Annotated in this window: 16 protein-coding genes and 2 pseudogenes; 17 read left to right on the forward strand and 1 reads right to left on the reverse strand. The window is 50.0% G+C overall.

Annotation, left to right across the window (positions count from 1 at the left end):
• From H5P30_RS04370 to H5P30_RS04440, 16 genes and pseudogenes are all read left to right on the forward strand, one after another.
• On the forward strand, positions 1 to 543 hold a 543-nt coding region (locus H5P30_RS04370), incomplete at its 5' end, for an IS256 family transposase (protein WP_185691738.1).
• A 298-nt stretch (positions 544 to 841) separates the two neighbouring features.
• Positions 842 to 1,489 carry a helix-turn-helix domain-containing protein gene (locus tag H5P30_RS04375; RefSeq protein WP_185691739.1) on the forward strand — a complete coding sequence of 216 codons (648 nt, stop codon included), beginning with the start codon at positions 842 to 844 and terminating at the stop codon, positions 1,487 to 1,489.
• Positions 1,482 to 2,318: a KilA-N domain-containing protein gene (locus H5P30_RS04380; RefSeq protein WP_185691740.1), complete on the forward strand. Its 837-nt coding sequence runs from the start codon at positions 1,482 to 1,484 to the stop codon at positions 2,316 to 2,318. The genes H5P30_RS04375 and H5P30_RS04380 overlap by 8 nt, the downstream gene beginning before the upstream one ends.
• A 38-nt stretch (positions 2,319 to 2,356) precedes the next feature.
• A pseudogene (locus tag H5P30_RS04385) lies at positions 2,357 to 2,806 on the forward strand (restriction endonuclease); the annotation flags it as partial.
• Positions 2,803 to 3,918: a metallophosphoesterase family protein gene (locus tag H5P30_RS04390; protein WP_185691741.1), complete on the forward strand. Its 1,116-nt coding sequence runs from the start codon at positions 2,803 to 2,805 to the stop codon at positions 3,916 to 3,918. The pseudogene H5P30_RS04385 and the gene H5P30_RS04390, both read left to right, overlap by 4 nt.
• Positions 3,915 to 6,602 (forward strand): AAA family ATPase, encoded by a 2,688-nt coding sequence (locus H5P30_RS04395; RefSeq protein ID WP_185691742.1) that lies wholly within the window; start codon positions 3,915 to 3,917, stop codon positions 6,600 to 6,602. The genes H5P30_RS04390 and H5P30_RS04395 overlap by 4 nt, the downstream gene beginning before the upstream one ends.
• 1 nt (position 6,603) lies before the next feature.
• On the forward strand, positions 6,604 to 7,806 hold the full coding sequence (locus H5P30_RS04400) for an SIR2 family protein (protein ID WP_185691743.1): 1,203 nt from the start codon (positions 6,604 to 6,606) through the stop codon (positions 7,804 to 7,806).
• On the forward strand, positions 7,775 to 9,730 hold the full coding sequence (locus H5P30_RS04405) for an ATP-binding protein (RefSeq protein ID WP_221774278.1): 1,956 nt from the start codon (positions 7,775 to 7,777) through the stop codon (positions 9,728 to 9,730). The genes H5P30_RS04400 and H5P30_RS04405 overlap by 32 nt, the downstream gene beginning before the upstream one ends.
• The gene (locus tag H5P30_RS04410; RefSeq protein WP_221774279.1) at positions 9,717 to 9,929 is read left to right on the forward strand and encodes a KTSC domain-containing protein; all 213 of its coding nucleotides are present in this window, start codon (positions 9,717 to 9,719) and stop codon (positions 9,927 to 9,929) included. Before H5P30_RS04405 ends, H5P30_RS04410 begins: the two co-directional genes overlap by 14 nt.
• Positions 9,930 to 9,952: 23 nt before the next feature.
• Positions 9,953 to 11,389, forward strand: coding sequence for a DUF3375 family protein (locus H5P30_RS04415; RefSeq protein WP_185691745.1), 1,437 nt, complete (start codon positions 9,953 to 9,955; stop codon positions 11,387 to 11,389).
• Positions 11,386 to 12,033, forward strand: a complete 648-nt coding sequence (locus H5P30_RS04420; protein ID WP_185691746.1) for a DUF4194 domain-containing protein — start codon at positions 11,386 to 11,388, stop codon at positions 12,031 to 12,033. The genes H5P30_RS04415 and H5P30_RS04420 overlap by 4 nt, the downstream gene beginning before the upstream one ends.
• Positions 12,030 to 12,263, forward strand: a pseudogene (locus H5P30_RS22805) (ATP-binding protein); the annotation flags it as partial. The gene H5P30_RS04420 and the pseudogene H5P30_RS22805, both read left to right, overlap by 4 nt.
• 144 nt (positions 12,264 to 12,407) lie before the next feature.
• The gene (locus tag H5P30_RS04425) at positions 12,408 to 15,464 is read left to right on the forward strand and encodes an ATP-binding protein (protein ID WP_343075427.1); all 3,057 of its coding nucleotides are present in this window, start codon (positions 12,408 to 12,410) and stop codon (positions 15,462 to 15,464) included.
• Positions 15,461 to 16,645 carry a DUF3322 and DUF2220 domain-containing protein gene (locus H5P30_RS04430; RefSeq protein WP_185691748.1) on the forward strand — a complete coding sequence of 395 codons (1,185 nt, stop codon included), beginning with the start codon at positions 15,461 to 15,463 and terminating at the stop codon, positions 16,643 to 16,645. The genes H5P30_RS04425 and H5P30_RS04430 overlap by 4 nt, the downstream gene beginning before the upstream one ends.
• A gap of 42 nt (positions 16,646 to 16,687) precedes the next feature.
• Entirely contained in the window at positions 16,688 to 16,912 is a 225-nt protein-coding gene (locus H5P30_RS04435) for a leucine zipper domain-containing protein (protein WP_185691749.1), read from the forward strand.
• Between the two features lie 2 nt (positions 16,913 to 16,914).
• A complete protein-coding gene (locus H5P30_RS04440; protein ID WP_185691750.1) occupies positions 16,915 to 17,466 on the forward strand; it encodes an integrase core domain-containing protein in 552 nt (183 codons plus the stop codon).
• A gap of 275 nt (positions 17,467 to 17,741) precedes the next feature.
• Here H5P30_RS04440 and H5P30_RS04445 read toward each other — a convergent pair whose 3' ends face one another.
• Positions 17,742 to 18,608: a helix-turn-helix domain-containing protein gene (locus tag H5P30_RS04445; RefSeq protein WP_185691751.1), complete on the reverse strand. Its 867-nt coding sequence runs from the start codon at positions 18,606 to 18,608 to the stop codon at positions 17,742 to 17,744.
• A gap of 173 nt (positions 18,609 to 18,781) precedes the next feature.
• On the opposite strand from H5P30_RS04445, the gene H5P30_RS04450 reads away from it, so the two are divergent.
• On the forward strand, positions 18,782 to 19,068 hold a 287-nt coding region (locus H5P30_RS04450; RefSeq protein WP_185691752.1), incomplete at its 3' end, for a PIG-L deacetylase family protein.

Genomic DNA, 19,068 nt, shown 5'->3' on the forward strand with positions numbered 1-19,068 from the left:
GAGCGGGGGCTGCGCCGGATCGACCTGGCGATCTCCGATAAGGCTGCGGGGTTGATCGAGGTCTTACCGGAGTTTTATCCGCAAGCCAAATGGCAACGGTGCGTGTTCCACTTCCACAAAAACATCCTGCACAAAGTGCCCAAACAAAAGCGAGAGGAAGTCATCCCCATGCTCAAGGCAATCCATGCTCAGGAAGACGCTAAGAGCGCCCGCGAAAAAGCCGTTGCCATAGTCGACAAACTCGAAGCCATGAAACTCGGATCGGCGGCCGGGATCCTTTTGAACGGAATCGACGAATCGCTCACCTACTACCAGTTCCCCAGAGAGCATCATCGTAGTATCCGGACGAACAACTTGCTTGAAAGAATCATGAAGGAAATCCGGCGAAGAACCCGAGTCGTCGGAAGCTTCCCGGATGGGAAAAGCGCTCTCATGCTCGCCTGCGCCAGACTCCGCTACATCGCCACCAAATCCTGGTCCGATACCCGCAAATATATGGATATGACCAAGCTGGAGGAAACCGAACTTCAACAAACTGCCTGAAAATCGCAGCCCCCCATGGGGGGCTATTGACATCAACTTCAACCTAACATCATAAACCAATCACCAACGCCTGGAGGCGCTCAGACCTTTTTGCGAAAGATTTTGGACACTAACAGATCGAGCGGTAGAATCTTAGAATGGTATAGGCCAATTTTCCAACCGCACGGGGCGTTGCAATTTTTACCACGTGCGGAAGCGTGGGTGGTTCTCGCGATTTAAGAAGTTTTACTTTTTGGGGTGGATAACTTTAAGGACTTTAAGGTTTGACCGCCTATCGGCGCAAAACTAAGGGTTCTGTGTGTCAAATTTTTCTGAAGTCGTCCGTGAGTTCGTTCAAAGGCGGGGATTGACCGGAAGTCAGCTTGCGGAGGACATTGGCCTTAGTGCTGTAGCCGTCAGTCGAATTGTCACCGGGCAGTCAAAGCCCCGTCAGGTTACTCTTTCCCGCCTGATGAAACGACTGTGCACCTCGAAAGAAGAGGAGCAGATGCTCATCGCAGCCTATGAATCGAAGGGTGTTGAAGACCTTCCGCTTGCTCCGATTGTTTCCGAGGCAGCCAATGCGCAAGCCGAGGAGGAGCGAGTTCGCCGCTTCATGGAGGTCAAAGCGCAGTCGATTGCCTTCAAGCGATCAGTCGCCCGGGAATTGGATAAGCTTGGTATACCTTATCGTCAGGAGGTGATCGAGAAACTGGTTGTGACTGATTTTCTGCTGGAGCTCGGCGAGAGGCGTATTGCTCTCGAATGTAAATATAACCTCCACCGTGATCTGGAGAAGTCCGTCATTTCAGCCCGGCTGATTCGGGAGCAGTTTCACTGCGATCAGGTGTATATCGTCGTTCCCTTCTATGATGAGGAAGGCGACAGTTTAGACTGTGAAGAAGAAATTCGCATCCTGCCGCTGCAGGATCTCGCCGAGGCTATCAATCTGGAGAATAATGAGTAAAATAAACCGCCAGATCGAAGTCCTGGATACTCCGGTAAACGTGTCTCGAATGCAGGAGGCAGATTTCATCTCCCTGACTGACATCGCCCGTCACCGAAATGCTGATCGAAGCGACGATTTGATCCGGAACTGGGTGCGAAATCGAAACACCCTGGAGTTCCTTGGCGTTTGGGAGCGCATTCACAATCCGGATTTTAATTCCGTCGAATTCGACGGGTTTAGAATGCAGGCTGGTCTCAATAGCTTCACACTGACGCCGAAACAGTGGATCGAGCGAACCAACGCCAAAGGCCTCGTTTCTAAAGCTGGCCGCTACGGCGGCACCTTCGCCCACCGCGACATTGCCTTCGAGTTCGCCTCCTGGGTTTCGGTCGAGTTCAAGCTCTACTTGATCAAGGAGTTTCAGCGCCTGCAGGAGGCCGAGCAAAAGCAACTGGGCTGGGATGTGAAGCGCAACCTGACCAAGATCAACTACCGCATTCACACCGACGCCATTCAGGCGAATCTGATTCCGCCGGAGCTGACGGGAAAACAAGTCAGCCTGATTTACGCCAGCGAGGCCGACGTCCTGAACATGGCGCTCTTCGGCCAGACGGCAAAGGACTGGCGCGACGCCCACCCCGGCGAAAAGGGTAACATCCGCGATCAGGCCAATGCCTCGCAACTCGTCTGTCTAGCGAACCTAGAAAACCTGAATGCTCTTTTCATCAACGAAGGCATGGCACAAGCCGAGCGGCTAAAGAAGCTCAATCGCATTGCCATCGAGCAGATGGAGATTCTGACCAGTGACCACAACCGGAACCTGCAGGGGGGAGGGGATGCGAAATGAAGGATTTAAAGATTTACGAAATGACCCCATTCACAGCCGAGACGATCATCAATAAGGCCGAGAAGATCAAAGACCTCAAAAAGAAGGCCAAGGAAGGTGAACTGACCAAGAAGGAGAAGAAAGAACTCAGCGACGAAGAGAGGGAATTCAAATCCAAACGGAAGCTCGTTCAAGAAAAGCTCATCAAGTTTGCGACCCGTATTCCAGCGTTTATGTATCTCACCGATTTCCGGGAAAATACGCTGCAGGATGTGATCACGAAAATTGAGCCGGAACTATTCGAGACAGTCACCGGACTGACCGTAAAAGACTTCCACCTGCTGGTGCGGCTACGTGTTTTCAACACCGAGCAGATGAATGCCGCCGTTTTTGCCTTCAGGCGCTACGAAGATGCATCCCTTCGCTGCACAGGGATTGAAAGCCACGATGGACTTACGCATTATGGACTATACGATACAGTAGTGGCCAGAGAGGAGGTGCCCAAATGATCCGCTTTATACATACCGCAGACTGGCAGATGGGCATGAAAGCCAGTGGATTAGGTCAGGTATCAAAGGCAGTGCGCGATGCTCGTTTGGACTCAATTAAGCGCTTGGTCGAACTCGGGAATGACCGGGATGCCGAGTTAATGCTGATCACCGGGGATATTTTTGAGGATAACGCGGTCGACCGCTTGCTTGTTCGTAAGGTGGGCCAATTACTGGCTGGCTTTAACGGAAAGGTGTTTATTACGCCTGGAAATCATGATCCTTTGGTTCCCGGTAGTGTTTGGGAGCATCCAGTATGGGAAGAAAGTGCGAATACGACAGTCGTTCGAGAAAACAGTCCCATTGAGCTAGAGCACTGCACTATTTATCCCACTCCGTTAAAAGAGAAATACTCCACGCGTAATCCAGTGTCTTGGATACAAGCTCAAGACTGCTCGACCATCGCTATTGGGATGAGCCATGGTAATGTTGAGGGTTTGCCTGATGTAGAGCCCGACTTCCCAATCCCTCAAGATGCAGCTGAAAGAGCAGGACTGGATTATTTGGGTATCGGCCATTGGCACTCATATTCTCCTTACAAGGATGGAAAAGGCGTCATCCGTATTGCTTATTCCGGCACGCACGAAACCACGAAATTCGGTGAACGCGAAAGTGGAAATGTGCTGCTAGTCGAGATTGCAGATCGAGGTGCTGCGCCATCGATAGAAGTGTTACCTACGGGAAAGTTGTCATGGCATTCCCTGGAGCGAAGTCTGGAATCTCCTGGTGCATTGAAGTCAGTCATCAGCGAATTGAGTAGTATTATATCGCCAGAGAATGCCTTGGTCCGCCTGCGTCTAAGTGGACTTCTATTTGCATCAGATCGTGAGGATCTGGAGTCCATTGGTGAGATACTACAAACGCGCTTCTTGTTCGGGAAATTGATGGCAGATGCGTTATCGCCTGCGCCCGAAGACGATACGTGGATTGAAGAGCTTCCAGTCGGTGCCTTGCGTGAAGCCGCTGAACATATTCGACAAAAGGCGATGCATGCTCCTGTAGAACGAGATCGTGCTGTCGCAACCCGGGCTTTGCTTGAGCTCTTTGATAGTAAGGAGAAGGCAGCATCATGATTTTAAAGCGTATCACCGTTTCGAATTGGCGTAGCCTGCTGGATGAAGTCGAGCTTGGACCATTCTCAGAAGGGTTGAATGTAATTCATGCCCCGAATGGAACCGGGAAGTCTTCACTTTTCGAGGCGATGCGACGCGGTCTTTTTGATGCCCACCACGTTGCCGGTGGTGAAATAGCAGCTGTCCAGCCTTGGGGCCGTGATCTGACACCTTCCGTCGCAATAGAATTTATCGAAGGTGATGAAACTTGGCGTGTGGAGAAGTCCTTTCTCGCGGGTAAGTCATCCAAGCTGCTGAGGCTAGAGGGTGGGGCTTTCAAGCCAGTCGCTGATGGTCGTAATGCCGATGATCGTATTCGTGAAATACTTTCTGCGGAGGCTCCGGGGCGTGGCTTATCAAAACAAGAGCACTGGGGCTTGGCTCAAATCCTGTGGGCGCCACAGGGTGCACTTTACCTTGAATCAATCTCCGGAACAGCATCAGAGAGAATTAAAGCGACTCTCGGTGTCCAGATTTCGGGTGATGGTGGCGGACAGATTGAAAACGGAATTGAGGAAAAATACCTGGAGTTCTTTACCAAGAAGGGAAGTTACAAAGGTGGTAAAAATGCAGCACCTATTGTGACGCTCCAGGAAAAGCGAGACGAACTAGCCGAGCAGCTCATATCAATCCGTGAGAAACATTTAGCCTACGAGCAGACGGCTCACAGTGTAGAAGATGCTCGGCAGCGACGCCTGCAAGCGCGCCGTGAAGCAGATGCCTTACGGGATACGGTAAACAAAGCACGCACCAATGCGGAGGCCTACTCTAAGCTGAAGGCAGAGCAGTCCAACAAGCGTGATGCGGAGTCTCTGGCCAGAGAGAAATACGATTCACTGACGACTCGGCAGAAACAGATCAAAGAAACTCGTGATCAGATAAGTGAGTTTACCAAGTCTGCTAAAGAACAGGAATCTAAACTTTCTGACCTTAAGATAGAAGAAACATCAGACAAAGAAGCCTGCGCTAAGCTACGCACTGCTCAGGAAACTGCCCGTAAAAAGCGTAGTCAGGTCACCGAACGACAGAATCTCATCGAGGATGCACGCGAATACCGCGAGCATAACGAAGGCCTCCGCGAGCTTAATAAACGCCTAGAGCAGATCGCTCAGTTGAACGAGCAGCTCATTAAGGCGAAGAGGCGTCAGGATGGTTTTCTGGCGCCTACTGCACAAACAATTCGTGATCTTAGAAAATGGCTGGCACAGAGAGATCAAGCTGCTGCATCACTAAAGGCATCCCAGATTCATCTCTCGATCACACCAGAAAACGCAATCGAGGTAAAAAACACCACGGATCACTCGGTAGTTAAGGTCGAAGCCAAGCAAGCGTTTGAGATATCCGGTGACGATTGGGTCGATGTTTCAATTAAAGGATTTGGCTCGATCCGCGCTTCTGGGCCGGAGGGGAGTGCGGATGAGCACCGTGCCGAGCTTGATGCAGCCAAGAAGAAAATTGAAACTCTGGCTCAGCCTTTTGGCACTGAAGATCCGGATAAACTTCAAGAATTACGTGAGCAGGCTGATCAAATCGAACGCGAAATTAAAGGTCATGAGAACCGCATCCAGGATATTTTGGACGAGGATGAACTTGATGCTTTGAAAAAAGAACAAGTCGAGCTGCAGGCTAGGATTTCGGAAACGGAAAAGGAATATCCAAAATGGAAGGAGGAAGCTCCAGTCATCGGTGAGCTAAAGTCTGATTACGAAAGTTTTAGCAAGGAGATTGAGGATACGATTTCAGCTGCAGAGGATGCGTTTGAACAAGCGCAGAGCAAATATACTGCAGCAGAGAAGAATGTTGCGGAGGCGACAGCTGAACTAAAGATCGTTCAAGGGAAATTGGAGACGGCGAATCAACAACTCAAAGATCAGCTCAGTGATGGTTTGTCTGACGATGATCGAGCCAAGGCAATTTCTGATGCCTTAATGGCCTGGCAGGCTGCCAAGACAAATGCCGAGAAGACCGAAGAGGCACTGAAACAGTATCCGGACGATCCCAGTAAAGAAGTCGATAAGTTGGAGAAGCAGCTCGTTGCGCTTGAAGATTCCGAATCGAAAGCCCGGGATGAAGAAAACAAGTCAGAGGGACAGCTTCAATCACTGGCTGCAGAAGGCACTTATTCCAAATTAGTCTCTGCAGAAGAACAAATTTCCGCCTTGGAATCCGAAATCGAGCAGGAGTCCATTCGTATGGATGCAATCAAGTTGCTCTATGATAGCGTTGAGGAATGCAAAAGCCGTATGGTAGCGAGTGTATCAGCACCGGTTGAGCGCAGTGCATCACGCATGCTCTCCCGCATCGTAGGCCCGCGGCTAGGGCGACTTAAGTTGACGGGAGATTTTGTGCCAGAAGCGGTCAGTCCGGAGATCGCTTCAGAATCAGTTCCTCTGCATAACCTCTCTGGAGGTGAGCAGGAGCAACTTTACCTTGTTGCCCGACTGGCACTAGCCGATGTGCTCGCAAAGAACCGGCGCCAACTGGTTGTCCTCGATGATGTCCTGAATGCGACAGATTCCGGGCGGCTGGCTCGTTTGTTGTCTCTTATGGAGGAAGTATCCGACCGACTCCAAATTATCATCCTAACCTGCCACCCCGAGCGTTATCGCGCGCTCGATAAAGCTGAATTTTTTGAACTGAATTAATATGTATACGCACGACCCAAATCGTCAGATCAGCTACCTACAACAATGTCTTTCTGGTAATAAAAAACCATTGGGCTTCTTAGTTGGTGCAGGCTGTCCCATGTCAATACAGTATCAGGGTAATCCTATAATCCCGGATATTAAGGGCATTACAAGTGCAATTAAGCAAAGCTTTGACGAGGACGCCGACTTGAAGGGTGTTCTCAATAAAATCACCGCGCAGTTAGAGGCAGACGGTTCATCGGATCCGAATATTGAATTAATTCTTAGTCATATTCGTTCGCTGATTGTCGTTGTAGGTAACGATACGGTCAGAGGACTTGCTGCTGATGAATTGAAGAAAATTGATAAAGCAATCTGTGAAGAAATCGAGCGGATCGTTGAGAAAAACCATATTGACGAGAATAGTCCTTACCATCACTTTGCGAATTGGAGTAACTCAATTGATAGAGAACATCCGATAACTGTCTTCACTACAAATTATGACCTTTTGCTGGAGGAAGCCCTAGAGTCTACAAAAACACCATTTTTTGATGGATTCTCAGGGTCTAAGAATGCCTTCTTCGATCTTCAGGCGGTTGAAGAGGATGCCATTCCAAAACGTTGGGTTAGGCTTTGGAAATTACATGGCTCTATCAATTGGTTCCGGGCTGAGAATGGAAATGTATTTCGTTCCTCTGTGTCACCGGCGGACACAGATAGCAGGTTGATTCATCCTTCACATCTGAAATATGATGAGAGTAGACGAATGCCCTTCTTGGTCATGATTGATCGTTTGAGAGCGTTTCTCAAACAGCCTACAAGTTTGCTCGTATTGAATGGATACTCTTTTGGCGATGAGCATTTAAATGAAGTTATTATGCAAGGTCTTCAGGCAAATCCTTCATCAATGGCTTTTGCTCTGCTTTATGGGGAACTCAAAAACTATGAAACAGCGATTAGACTAGCATCAACTAGGTCTAATCTTACTCTAATAGCATTCGATAGTGGTGTCGTTGGTGGGATTAAAGCTAGTTGGTCGATGTCAGAGATGATGGGAGAGCTCCCTCTTTCGGATAAATGGTTGGTGAATGTTCCTAAAGAAGCAGAGCCGGAAGAGATCGACCACACTGAATTGCGTCTCGGTGACTTTGCTGTGCTGGGTGAATTCCTGAGGGTCTTGTCGGGAATTAATGAACCAGACTCAAATAACTCAGATGAATAGATCTCCGACATATATTGGCACGGTTCAGGATGTCCAAGGGGCAACCATTGGGGTTGTGATGGATAAGAGCACAGTATCTGGACTTAGTTTCATTGACGGCGAAGGCTACAGAATAGGTCAGATGGGAAGCTTCGTTAAAATCTCTATCGGGTTCCTGAATTTATACGGAATTGTTTCCCAAGTAGGAGCGAGTGCGCTACCAGATAATGTTGCTGATTTGGATCCTTATGGCCAGCGGTGGCTTCGTATCCAACTTGTAGGTGAAGGGCACGCTGGGCAGAAATTTCAACGAGGACTATCGCAATATCCAACTATCGGCGACAATGTTCATTTAGTTACAGAGAGTGATCTACGCGCAATATATGGGCATGGAGAATTAGATGACTACGTAAGCGTGGGTTGCCTAGCGAGTTCAGAGAGTATCCCAGCTTTAGTTAACATAAACAAGTTAGTCACTCGTCATTCCGCTATACTAGGAACAACTGGTTCGGGTAAATCAACAACCGTGGCTGGCCTTATTCGCTCATTATCAGATAAAGACAAATACCCCTCAGCACGTATCCTGATTATGGATATTCATGGGGAATATGAGCGTGCATTTAAGGGGCTTTCCTCAAACTTGAGAGTCGGTGCTAGCCAAGGTGGCTCAACCGCACCTCTATACGTTCCATACTGGGCACTTAATTTTGATGAACTTTGCGCTGTGTGTTTTGACGGTCCTCTGGAGGGTAATCGTTTAGCTGCAGTTGCAGATGCTGTCTTAGAGCTTAAGAGGGAAGGGCTGCGTGGCTTTCCGTGCCCAGGAATCACTGAACACTCCCTATCTGTAGACTCTCCAGTGCCATTTTCTATTCACAAGTTGTGGCTAGATCTACATATTAAAGAGTATAAAACTGTAATTCCTGCACCCGGTGGAGATGCTAATGAACGCATTCCAGCTTATGTTCTGGATGAGAGCGATCAGCCTGTAGAAACCGGCGATGCAATGAGAGTAGTTGCGCCAATTTTCCGGAGTGTGAAAACCACTGGTCCTGCAGAAGAAAGGGTTCAACATGCAAACGAAGGAGCCAATCTGAGGCAACCGCTGGCGGCTCTGGCGTCGAAGTTAAGAGATCCTAGATATGCATTCATTTTTCGTCCGGGTGAATTCTTACCTAATGAAAATGGAGTTCCTTCTGCTGATTTAGATTCTCTGCTTCATTCTTGGGTTGGAGGTGAGCAACCAGTTACGATACTAGACTTATCCGGTATTCCTGCTTCGATACTAGACATACTCATAGGAGCGCTCCTAAGAGTGCTTTATGATGCATTATTTTGGGCGCGTAAATTGCCCGAAGGTGGTCAAGAAAGGCCATTGTTGTTAGTGTTAGAAGAGGCGCATTCGTATTTAAATAGTGAGAGGAACACTTCAGCAGGCTCTGCGGTAAAGCGTATTGCAAAAGAAGGGCGAAAATACGGGGTTGGTCTTATGATTGTTAGTCAGAGGCCTTCTGAGGTTGATTCCACCGTTTTGTCTCAATGCGGCACCATATTTTCACTGCGGCTTTCAAATGACAGCGACCGTGGGCAAGTGGTAGGAGCATCAGCAGATAATCTCAAGGGACTGTTTGATATGCTTCCTATTCTTCGCATAGGGGAAGCTATAATAGTAGGGGAATCAGTAAGCTTGCCGATTCGGTGTCTAGTTAAGACACCGCCTGTGAGTGAACGTCCGGATAGCCTAGACCCCGCAGTCGTGGCTAGAGGTTCTGAGGTAGAAGATGGCTTTAGCGTTCCCGGTGGTTGGAATCAAAAGCGTGACCCAGTTGATTACATACCAGTAGTTCGCCAATGGAGATCTCAGTCATCAGACTACATTCACGCAGTAGAGGAAGAAACCACAACAACACAAACAGAAGGAGAAAATGACAATGGAATGGATTGAAACACCTGAATCATCAAATCTTGAGCGCTTTGGATATGAGGCATCGACGATGTCTTTGCGTGTCGAGTTCAAAAGTGGAGGCACTTATGACTACTATGATGTGCCTGAACAAGTATTCGAGAATATGAAAGCAGCGCCTTCAAAGGGAAGTTTCCTAGCCCAGCACATTAAAGGCGTATACCGCTATGCGCGAATATAAGCGACGATCTAATAAATCGATGCATGTCCTCCACCTTCGAGCCCTATTTTGATAACAATCCGACGCTCAAGCTGCTGCGTGGGAACTACGCGGGCTTCATTCTAGGCTTTTTTCACGATAGCTTTAAAGAGACCGGGCAGACTCAGATTCCGGAAGAGGATTTGGAGTCGATGTTGGATCAGCACCTGCAGGAGTTGCGGCGTCAGGATGCTGAAACTCTCTCACGCGATGCCCGGTATTATTTGAACGCATGGTGTGAAGATAGCTACCGATTACTGCAAAAGCGATTTTCCGAGGAGAAGAACAGCTATGTCTACCAACTGACCCAGCACAGCGAGAAGGCCTTGGCCTGGCTGGAGGATCTGCGGCGCGGGGAAAAGCGTGGTTATACTACTTCGGATTCACGTTTCGGTAAGATTTTGACGGAGTTGCGCCGGATTGATCGGGACACAAACGACGATCCTGAGGCTCGGCGAAAGGAGCTGCTTAAACAGCGTGACTCTATTGATACCGAGCTGAAGCGGATTCGCGAAACCGGCAAGGTCGATACGATGGATCCGGCTGCGGTGAAGGATGCCCTCCATGACCTCGAATCGGATGTGGAGGCCTTCCTGAGTGACTTTCGTGCGATCGAGGAAACCTTCCGTGACCAGGCGAGGGAAATACAGGACCTCTATCTGGAGCGGCAACTGACGAAGGGGGCCATGGTCGCCCACGTGCTCGATGCGGACCAGGCCTTGCGCAATCGTGATCAGGGCCGGAGTTATTTTGGCTTTCGGGAAGCGATGACTTCTTTGCAGAATCGAGAAGAGCTTCAGGCGCTGGCCAAGCGTGCGGGGGCGCTGGCCGATGAGCATGGACTGGATCTGGCATCCTTTGATCGTTTGCCCCGACGCCTGCACAATGAGGTCAGCCATGTCGGCAGCATTTACCGACGCATTACCGGGCAGTTGAGGCGTGTGGTGGAGGAGCAAAGCTCAAAGCAGACGCGTTACTTGATGGAGCTACTCGGTGAAGCACGTTCGCTGGCCAAGGCATGTGGTGAACTGCCGACTGAGGTCGAATTGCATCATTGGGAGGATCCGCCTCGCTTCAATAATCTGATGGAGGTCGGCTTTTGGGAACCACCGCAAACAGGACAGTTCGAAGATATTCACAATGAAGGAGAGCAAGACCCCGAAGCACTCAAAGAAGCACTCAGCCGAATTGGGAAGCCATTGGACTTGCCGAAATACCGGGAGCGGATTGCTCAGGTTTTGGAGGGGCAACCGCAGGTGAGCCTTCGGGAACTGGTCGAGCGTTACCCTATCGAGTCGGGCATCGTTGACGTGGTGGCATACGTCGCTGTAGGCGGCGAAGGCGTTCAGAATATCTATCTACCCGAAACCTTTCAACTGGACTTAAACCGTCCGCAACAGCCGCGCTACGCGGAACTGGAGAAAATTATTTTTGTGAAATGAACGAGCCTGTTTACTCCATTCGTCATGTGATCGTTCAGCTGGTGCGCGGCCCCATCTATCAAGAAGACAGCTTGCTTTGGGCCCGCTTACTGATGGATAGGGGCGAGGTCGAATCGCACTTTCATCGGATGGGGCTAGAACTCGTTCTGGAGGAAGAGGCGGGCTATGCGTTTCTGAGAAACGAATCCAGTGATGAAACGGAAGATGAGGGAGATGCCGCGGTCATAGAAGGCGAAGCGCCCTTGCCGCGTCTGATGCGGCGTAACCCACTATCTTTCCTCCCGACCGTTCTGCTTTTGGAGTTGCGTGAGCGCTTGCTACGTCACGATCAGTCCGTCGATGGCACAGATCATCTCTATCTGGAGTTCAAAGAGATTGTCGAGTTTATGAGGAGCTATTGCGGGGAAACCGGGAATGAAAAAAAGGTAGAGAACAAAATCAGCGCGGCGGTGAAACGACTCACCGATCTTTCATTGCTACGCCAGATCCCGAACCGGAGCGAAGTCATTTACCGAGTTGAACCCATCCTCCGCGCCAAATTGCCCATCGATCAAATTGAAGCGGTTCGAGATCGATTAAAGGGTCAGCTTGGGAGCGAGGAGAATACAGACGACGAAGATGAAGAAAGTGAGGCTGGTGAATGAAGGTAGAAGAACAAGTCAGTCTTGAATTTGCTCCTGATCGCTCGACGGCGGGCTTCCGGCTACATCAATTTTCCGTTCTGAACTGGGGTACCTTTCATGGGCGCGTGCACAGCTTTCACCCGGATGGTCGAACGAGCTTGCTCAGCGGAAGTAATGGAGCAGGCAAATCGACTCTAGCTGATGCAATCCTCACCCTGCTGATTGACAGTCGGAAGCGGAATTACAACCAAGCCTCGGCCGGTGGTGGTGAGCGCAAGCAGCGGAAAGAGCGCAGTGAGAAGGACTATATCCTCGGAACCTATTCGGAAGAACGGGATGAGGATCTTGGTTATGGGCGTCCAAAGCAACTACGTCGAGCAGGGCAGTCGGTTACTGTGCTGCTGGGGTATTTCTACAACGAAACTTACGGGCAACATGTCACTTTAGCGCAGGTCCTCTGGTTGACACCCTCAAAGAGCCTGAAGCGCTCCTTCATCGTTTCGAAAAAGAAACTGACAATTGAGGGTGATTTCAGTGATTTGGGTAACTCGGCTGAAGTTATGCAAAGGCTTAAGGATCGTGCTCTGGACCCAATCGAGACCTTTACTGCCTATTCGCAGCGTTTCCATGAAGCTCTTTATCTTTCCGCAGATAGAAATCCAATGGATATCTTCAATCAGGCGGTCTGTATCAAAGACATCAGTAATCTGACCAACTTCATTCGCGAGTTCATGTTGGATAATGGGGGCGCTCCGGGTAAGCTTGAGAGTCTACGCAGCAATTTTGAGGAACTTCGCCGGACGCACGAACGAATTCAGCGAGAGAAGAAGCGTCTGGACACCCTGAATTTGATTCGTTCGTTGCACAATTCAGTTCTGAGGCAAGAAGATCAGGTGGATCATTGGAATGGGTGCAAATCAGCCGCGCCGCTATATTTTGCAGAAAAGGAACTCGAATTCCGGCAGGCTGAGGGGGAGAGAATCGAGCTTGAGCTGACGAAAGCCAAGGCTGAGGAAGTCAGTGAAGGTCACAAGGCGGATCAAGCCGAAGAGCGTATCGGGCAGTTGAACCGTGATATCGAGTCCAGTGATGCCGGACGGCGTCTACAGGAAATTGATTCAAAGCTAGAGGGTCTGAAATATGGTATACAGGACCGCCAAGGGCGGCACGGACGGTATATGAAGGAGGTTGCTAAATGGAGATCCGGAGCGATTTGCCAGTCCGAATCCGAGTTTTTAGAACTTGGTTCCGATGCTCGAAAAGATATGGAGCGATTCACTGAAAAATCCAAAGCATTGGAAAGCTCTTTGAGAAAACAGGCTCAGGAGAAAGAACAGCTGGAAACGGAGCAGGAAGAGATCAGTGGGCAGGTGCGTAGCCTCGAAGAGCGTGAGGGTAAAATTAACGAGAAACAGGTTCGAATCAGAAGCCGGATTGCTGAGGCGCTCGGAGTCAGCCAGCAGGAGTTGCCTTTTGTTGGAGAGATGGTTCAGGTCAAGGATGCGGAAGCGCGTTGGACGGGAGTGATTGAACGCTTAGTGCATAATTTCGCTCTCTGCGTTCTTGTGCCGGGTAGGATGCGCGAGCAAATGGATCAATACGTGCACCGTACTAATTTACATGGACGTCTGGTTTATCATGTGTTGGATAACGGTTCGCGTAGTCCGAATCCATTGCTCGATCCAAACTCGGTGGCGTCTAAATTGGAGCTGCATGAAGAAGCAGGGGAGTTTGAAGAATGGATCGCGGCCGAATTGAGCTATCGCTTTGACCATATATGTTATGAGGACACGAAGGCGGGATTTCATCAGGCGAAAACCGCAGTCACAGTCAACGGACTCATCAAGCAGCGTGGTTCTGAGAGGCGTAAGGATGACCGGCATGACATAAATGATCGGTCTCGTGACGTGCTGGGGTGGGACAATTCGGCTAAGATCGAGGCACTCAAGGAGAGACAAAAGACACTCGAATCGAAGCGCGAGGCACTCACGGCATCAATTCGTAGAGAGGAGAACGAAAAGGCTCGATTGGACGCCGCGCTGAAAGCCATCGAAAATCTGCCGCAAATTGCGGCATCCTGGCAGGAAATTGACTACTTGAGCCTGGCAAGGGAGCAAGAAGACTTGCGGATTGAGAAGAAGGAGCTGGAGTCGGGTTCGGATGAGTTAGGCCGCTTGAGGGAGCAGTTGAAAGAGGCCAAAAAGGCGAAGGCCGAGGCGAAGGAAAAGAGCCAGAATGCGCGTGAGCGTTTGGGCGGATTGAGTGCCGAACAAAAGCAAAATGTTGAAGGAATTCAGCTCTGCGAGCAGATTATTGAGGTTGCGCAACAAGACGAATGTGAGCTGCAAAAGTTGAAAGAGCGGGTCGCGGTTATCGACGAGTTGATGGAAATTCCCGTGCTGTCGCTTACATCCATAAATCCAGCCCGGAATCAGGTAATCGCTGACATTGAGGGTAGGCTTAGACGTGCTCACCAGAAGCGGGACGAAGCTGGCTACTCGGCTAAATTCAAAATGAAGGAATTTGTTGATCAGATCAAAAATGAAGATTCCAAGCTTCATGATGAACTGTATTCAGGTGATCTGCAGGTTTCCGGATACAGCCCTCAGCTTTTTGAGCCATTCGAGCGTTTGCGGTTACGGATCGAGGAGGAAGATTTACCCAAGAACGAACGTGGCTTTAAGCGCTTACTACAAACCAACCTTATTGAGGATCTGTCCAATTTCGATGGCTTGCTTCAAGAGCACGCTGAAACGATCAAAAGGCGGATAGAGGAACTCAATCTCCATTTGAAGGCGGTTGATTTTGACCGGCACAAGCATACCTACATACAACTGGTTCCGGATCGGGTAATGGATGAGCATCAACGGTGGTTCCGGCAGCATCGTGAATATGCTCTGCAGGACATCGCGCATATCGAGGATTCCGATGAGGCGCGCGAAGAGCGCTTCAATCGTGTAAAGAGTTTTCTGGATCAGTTGGCTGTTGATGAAAAGCGAACGCAGCGAGTCATCGACGTGAGAAACTGGTTTGAATTCAGAGCCGATGAATTCTATCGGGACGGAAACCGCTATGATCAAAGTTATAGTGGTGCCTCTGGGAAGTCAGGTGGAGAGAAGAATCGCTTGGCCTCGACAATTTTAGCGACTGCCATTGCTTATCAGTATGGGATATCGCTGAATAATGAACGTCAGACAGAAACGTTTCGACTCGTTGTGGTGGACGAAATGTTCAGTAAGACCGACGATGAGTTCTCTACCTATCTACTGGAATTGTTCAAGCAATTCAGCTTGCAGTTGATCATCGTGCAACCGCTGGACTCCAAGGTGCATCTTGTTCAAAAATATGCTGAGCGCTACCACATCGTTACGCGTCCAAAGGAATATTCGAATATCCATAATTTGGACGTGCGCGAATACGAAAAGCTAATGGGGGAGGTCGCTGAATCATGACAGTAGGCGACTTGCAGAATAAAGCGGTTCGTAAGCTCAGTGGGGTATTACGTGCACTCATTCGAGAGGAGACGATTTTTCCTCTACCTATTCCGGTTAAAAAGCCCAAGACTACGGCTCCAGTGTCTGAGTGGCGAAAGACAAATCAGCTCATCCGCTCCCAAAGCAAGGAAGTTCTTGGCTACGGCTTTACTGTCGAATGGGCACGAGTGAATTCAAAGCGACATGGGCTCAACGACTTTCCGACAAAGCTGACCTTTGAGTGCGCGGATGATTATTTGAAATATGTCCGGGCGGAGGGAGAAGCGAAGACAGTAGTTGCGAATACGAGAGCGATTGAACAACTAAGCCTTCATGCGAGGAGCTGGTGTGCATCGCATCTGGCTATGATGCGAAAGCCGAGTGGCACGATTCAGAATGCGATCATGATACTGGTTCATTTGAAGGCAGAACCAAATCCGGGTATTTACGCCCGCCAGTTGCCGGTGAAAGTGCCAACAAAGTTCTTCGAGCAGGAGCGCGGTTTGCTGGAAGCTCTCTTTCAAGAATTTGCACCCGAGTGTTTGGTTAATGACGCAGGCGGCCTAGAGGAACGATTAGGCCTGATGACGAAGGAGAGCTTGATTGAGTTTCGGACATTAGATTCCAATGTTCAGAGGCTGCCTTTTGGGCATGCGATGGCAACCGCCAGAGAACTTGCAGAAAAGGCTTCCTATTTTGAAGCCTTCGAAACCGTGATTGTTGTCGAGAACCATGTTCCCTTTCTGATTCTACCAGAACTCCCCAGAACCCTTGCAATCATGGGAAATGGGTATGCGGTTCGCCGGTTGGGTGATGTGCCGTGGCTAAAAGAAAAGCGCGTCTTGTATTGGGGGGATATTGATCTATCCGGCTTTGCCATACTAGCCCAGTTTCGGGCATGCCTGCCGCACGTAGAATCGCTCATGATGAACCTAGAGACATGGAAACACTTTAGTTCCCGGACGCAAAAACACGAAGCCGCGCAATCAATCAGTGATCGTGAATTCGATTCATTAAATCCTGGAGAGAGGTCGATGGTTGAGATGCTTCGTGAGAATTCCGGGCTCCGCCTAGAGCAGGAGCATATCGATTTTGAATATATAAAGGTAGTATTTCGTTCCTGCTTTAACTTAATTGGTATGACCCAAGGACATCGGTAACACTCTATAGTGGCATTCATGCCATGGAGAGAGACCGAATCGATGACCGAAAAAGAACGTTTTGTAACCCTTGCGGGGACCGGCCGTTTCACGATCACGGATCTGTGTCGTGATTTTGGAATCAGCCGGAAGACCGGGCATAAATACCTGGAACGGCACAGTCGCGAAGGACGGGCCGGGTTGAAGGACAGGAGCCGCTGTCCCGGGAGCAGTCCTTCTGTAACCGAGGAGGAAGTGGAGCGTTTAATTCTTTCTGCGATCCGCTGACGGTGTGCGACCGCTACAGCCGTTATGTGATCGGCTGCAAGTGTCAGCCCAATCAGCAGTTCAAGGGGACTTTGAGAAGCTGCAAAAAGCTGATGCGCTATCACGGGCTGCCGGAGGTCATCCGGGTGGACAACGGTTCTCCGTTTGCTTCCGGGTCTCTGGGCCGACTCTTGCGTCTGAGCGTGTGGTGGATCGAGCAGGGAATCCGTGTCGAGTTCACGACGCCGGGATCGCCGCAGGAGAACGGGTGGCACGAGCGCACTCACCTGGACTTGGAAGCCGAGGCGGTTCGGCCTCCGCCGGCGAACATGAGAGCCCAACAAAAGCGCTTCGACCGCTGGCGTCATGAGTATAATCATGATCGTCCTCACGAGGCTTTGGACATGCTTTTTCCCGGCGAAGTTTACCGCCCCAGTTCCCGGCGTCTCGGCGAAACGGACAAAATACGTTACCCCGAAGACTATACCGTGAGACAAGTCAGTGAGTCGGGACACTTCTTGATCGGGGGGAGGTCAACTTCTGTCTGGGCGAGATCTACTACGGATGCAGGGTAGGGCTACGGGAATGAGCGGTTGTTTTTGTCCAGAATTACGCTGAAAAGCGCAAATACTGGACGAAACTCAAATGAAGTCGAAAAAGGAGAAAGAGCCCATGAACGATTTTGGGGAAGCCCTGCGCCCGACGTTCCCAGCAATCCGGAACCTGTCAACCCGTATCCATCGTTCCCCGATAATCGATTCCTTGTTTAGTCGTCGCCCGCCACGCACCCGAAATGTTCAGTGCATTGAAAAGCTGGGTGAAAGGCGATTTGCTGGATGAATGAATGCGTTCAGTCCTTGTAGAAATTAGAGCGGAAGGCGGTGGGGGGCATTCCTGTAATTTCCCTGAAGCGCCGATTGAAGTTTGATAGGTTCGAAAATCCAACCGCGTAAGCGATTTCGGTAACGGATTTACGACTTCCAATTAGGATAGAGCAGGCGCGAGCGACTCGCAATTCGTTTAGGTGGCGGTGAAAGTGCCGTCCGCTTTTGTTTTTGAAGAACCGCGAGAATGCTTGGGGCGACATACCGATACCCTTGGCGATCTCAGCTTGGGTGAGGTTGGACTCCGTGAATCTAGTTTCTATTTTCCGGAGAACAGATTCTAGACGAGAATCAATATGCGCCGCTTTCTTCACTGAGAAATTCGGGGTGTTCAACCATTCATGAGAGGTGGTAATCGCGAGAGAATGGAGAAGGTCGAGCAACAACGCGATCGGAGCATCCATCTTGGTTCGATTCTCCATCCGTCGCAGTATTTCGTAGCAATTGTTGGCGGAGTATTTGGGGAAAATCGCTCCGCGCTCCGCCTGATCGAGGAGAAGACGTGTAGGGCGATTTTCAGGGAGAGCCCAAAAATTCTCCCCCCAGGCGAGCGGACGGAAATGGAGGACGGTCCATTTTGCGCCGCTTTTGTTGGAGGGATCCGAAGTGAAGGCATGAGGTAGATTTGATCCAGTCAGCACCAGATCGCCCGGTCCATAGGGGCGCATTGCTCGACCGGAATGAAGAAGGCCCCGACCTTTCTCGATCCAGACAACTTCGACTTCTGGATGAAAATGCCAATGGGAATCCACGCTTGGTTTGGAGAAGGTGGAAACTTTGACTCCAATCTGGCCTCCGGAAAGGGCTTCAAGCTGTGGTGGATCCGGTATCATATCAGATGGGTCATCTTAGGTTCTGTCTGGAAGAGTCATCGCGATTATTTCTCTCACGGAGAACGTTATGATTCATGATACACGTCTCTCGATGGATTTGTGTTAAAATAGTATTGAAACATTTGCAATAGGGTAGAAGAGAATCTGTTGACTTCGATCTATACTGAGGTCCGATGAATTCTTCCCCCCCCCTCCCAACGGTTCTCGCCGCTGTAGCGCATCCGGATGACATTGAGTTCTGCTTTGCAGGCACTCTTGCTCATTTGAAAGAGGTAGGTTGTTCCGTGCATATGTGGAATCTGGCGAATGGCTGTTGTGGGGATGCGGTTCGCGGCAGAGAGGAGACCGCCAATATTCGATGGAAAGAGTCCCGAGCGTCCGCCGCGGTATTGGGCGCATACGCGCACAAACCGGTTTTTGATGACCTCGCCGTTTTCTATGATCGCCGCTCGCTCTCCAT

This window comes from Puniceicoccus vermicola, assembly GCF_014230055.1.
Taxonomy (GTDB): Bacteria; Verrucomicrobiota; Verrucomicrobiia; order Opitutales; family Puniceicoccaceae; genus Puniceicoccus; species Puniceicoccus vermicola.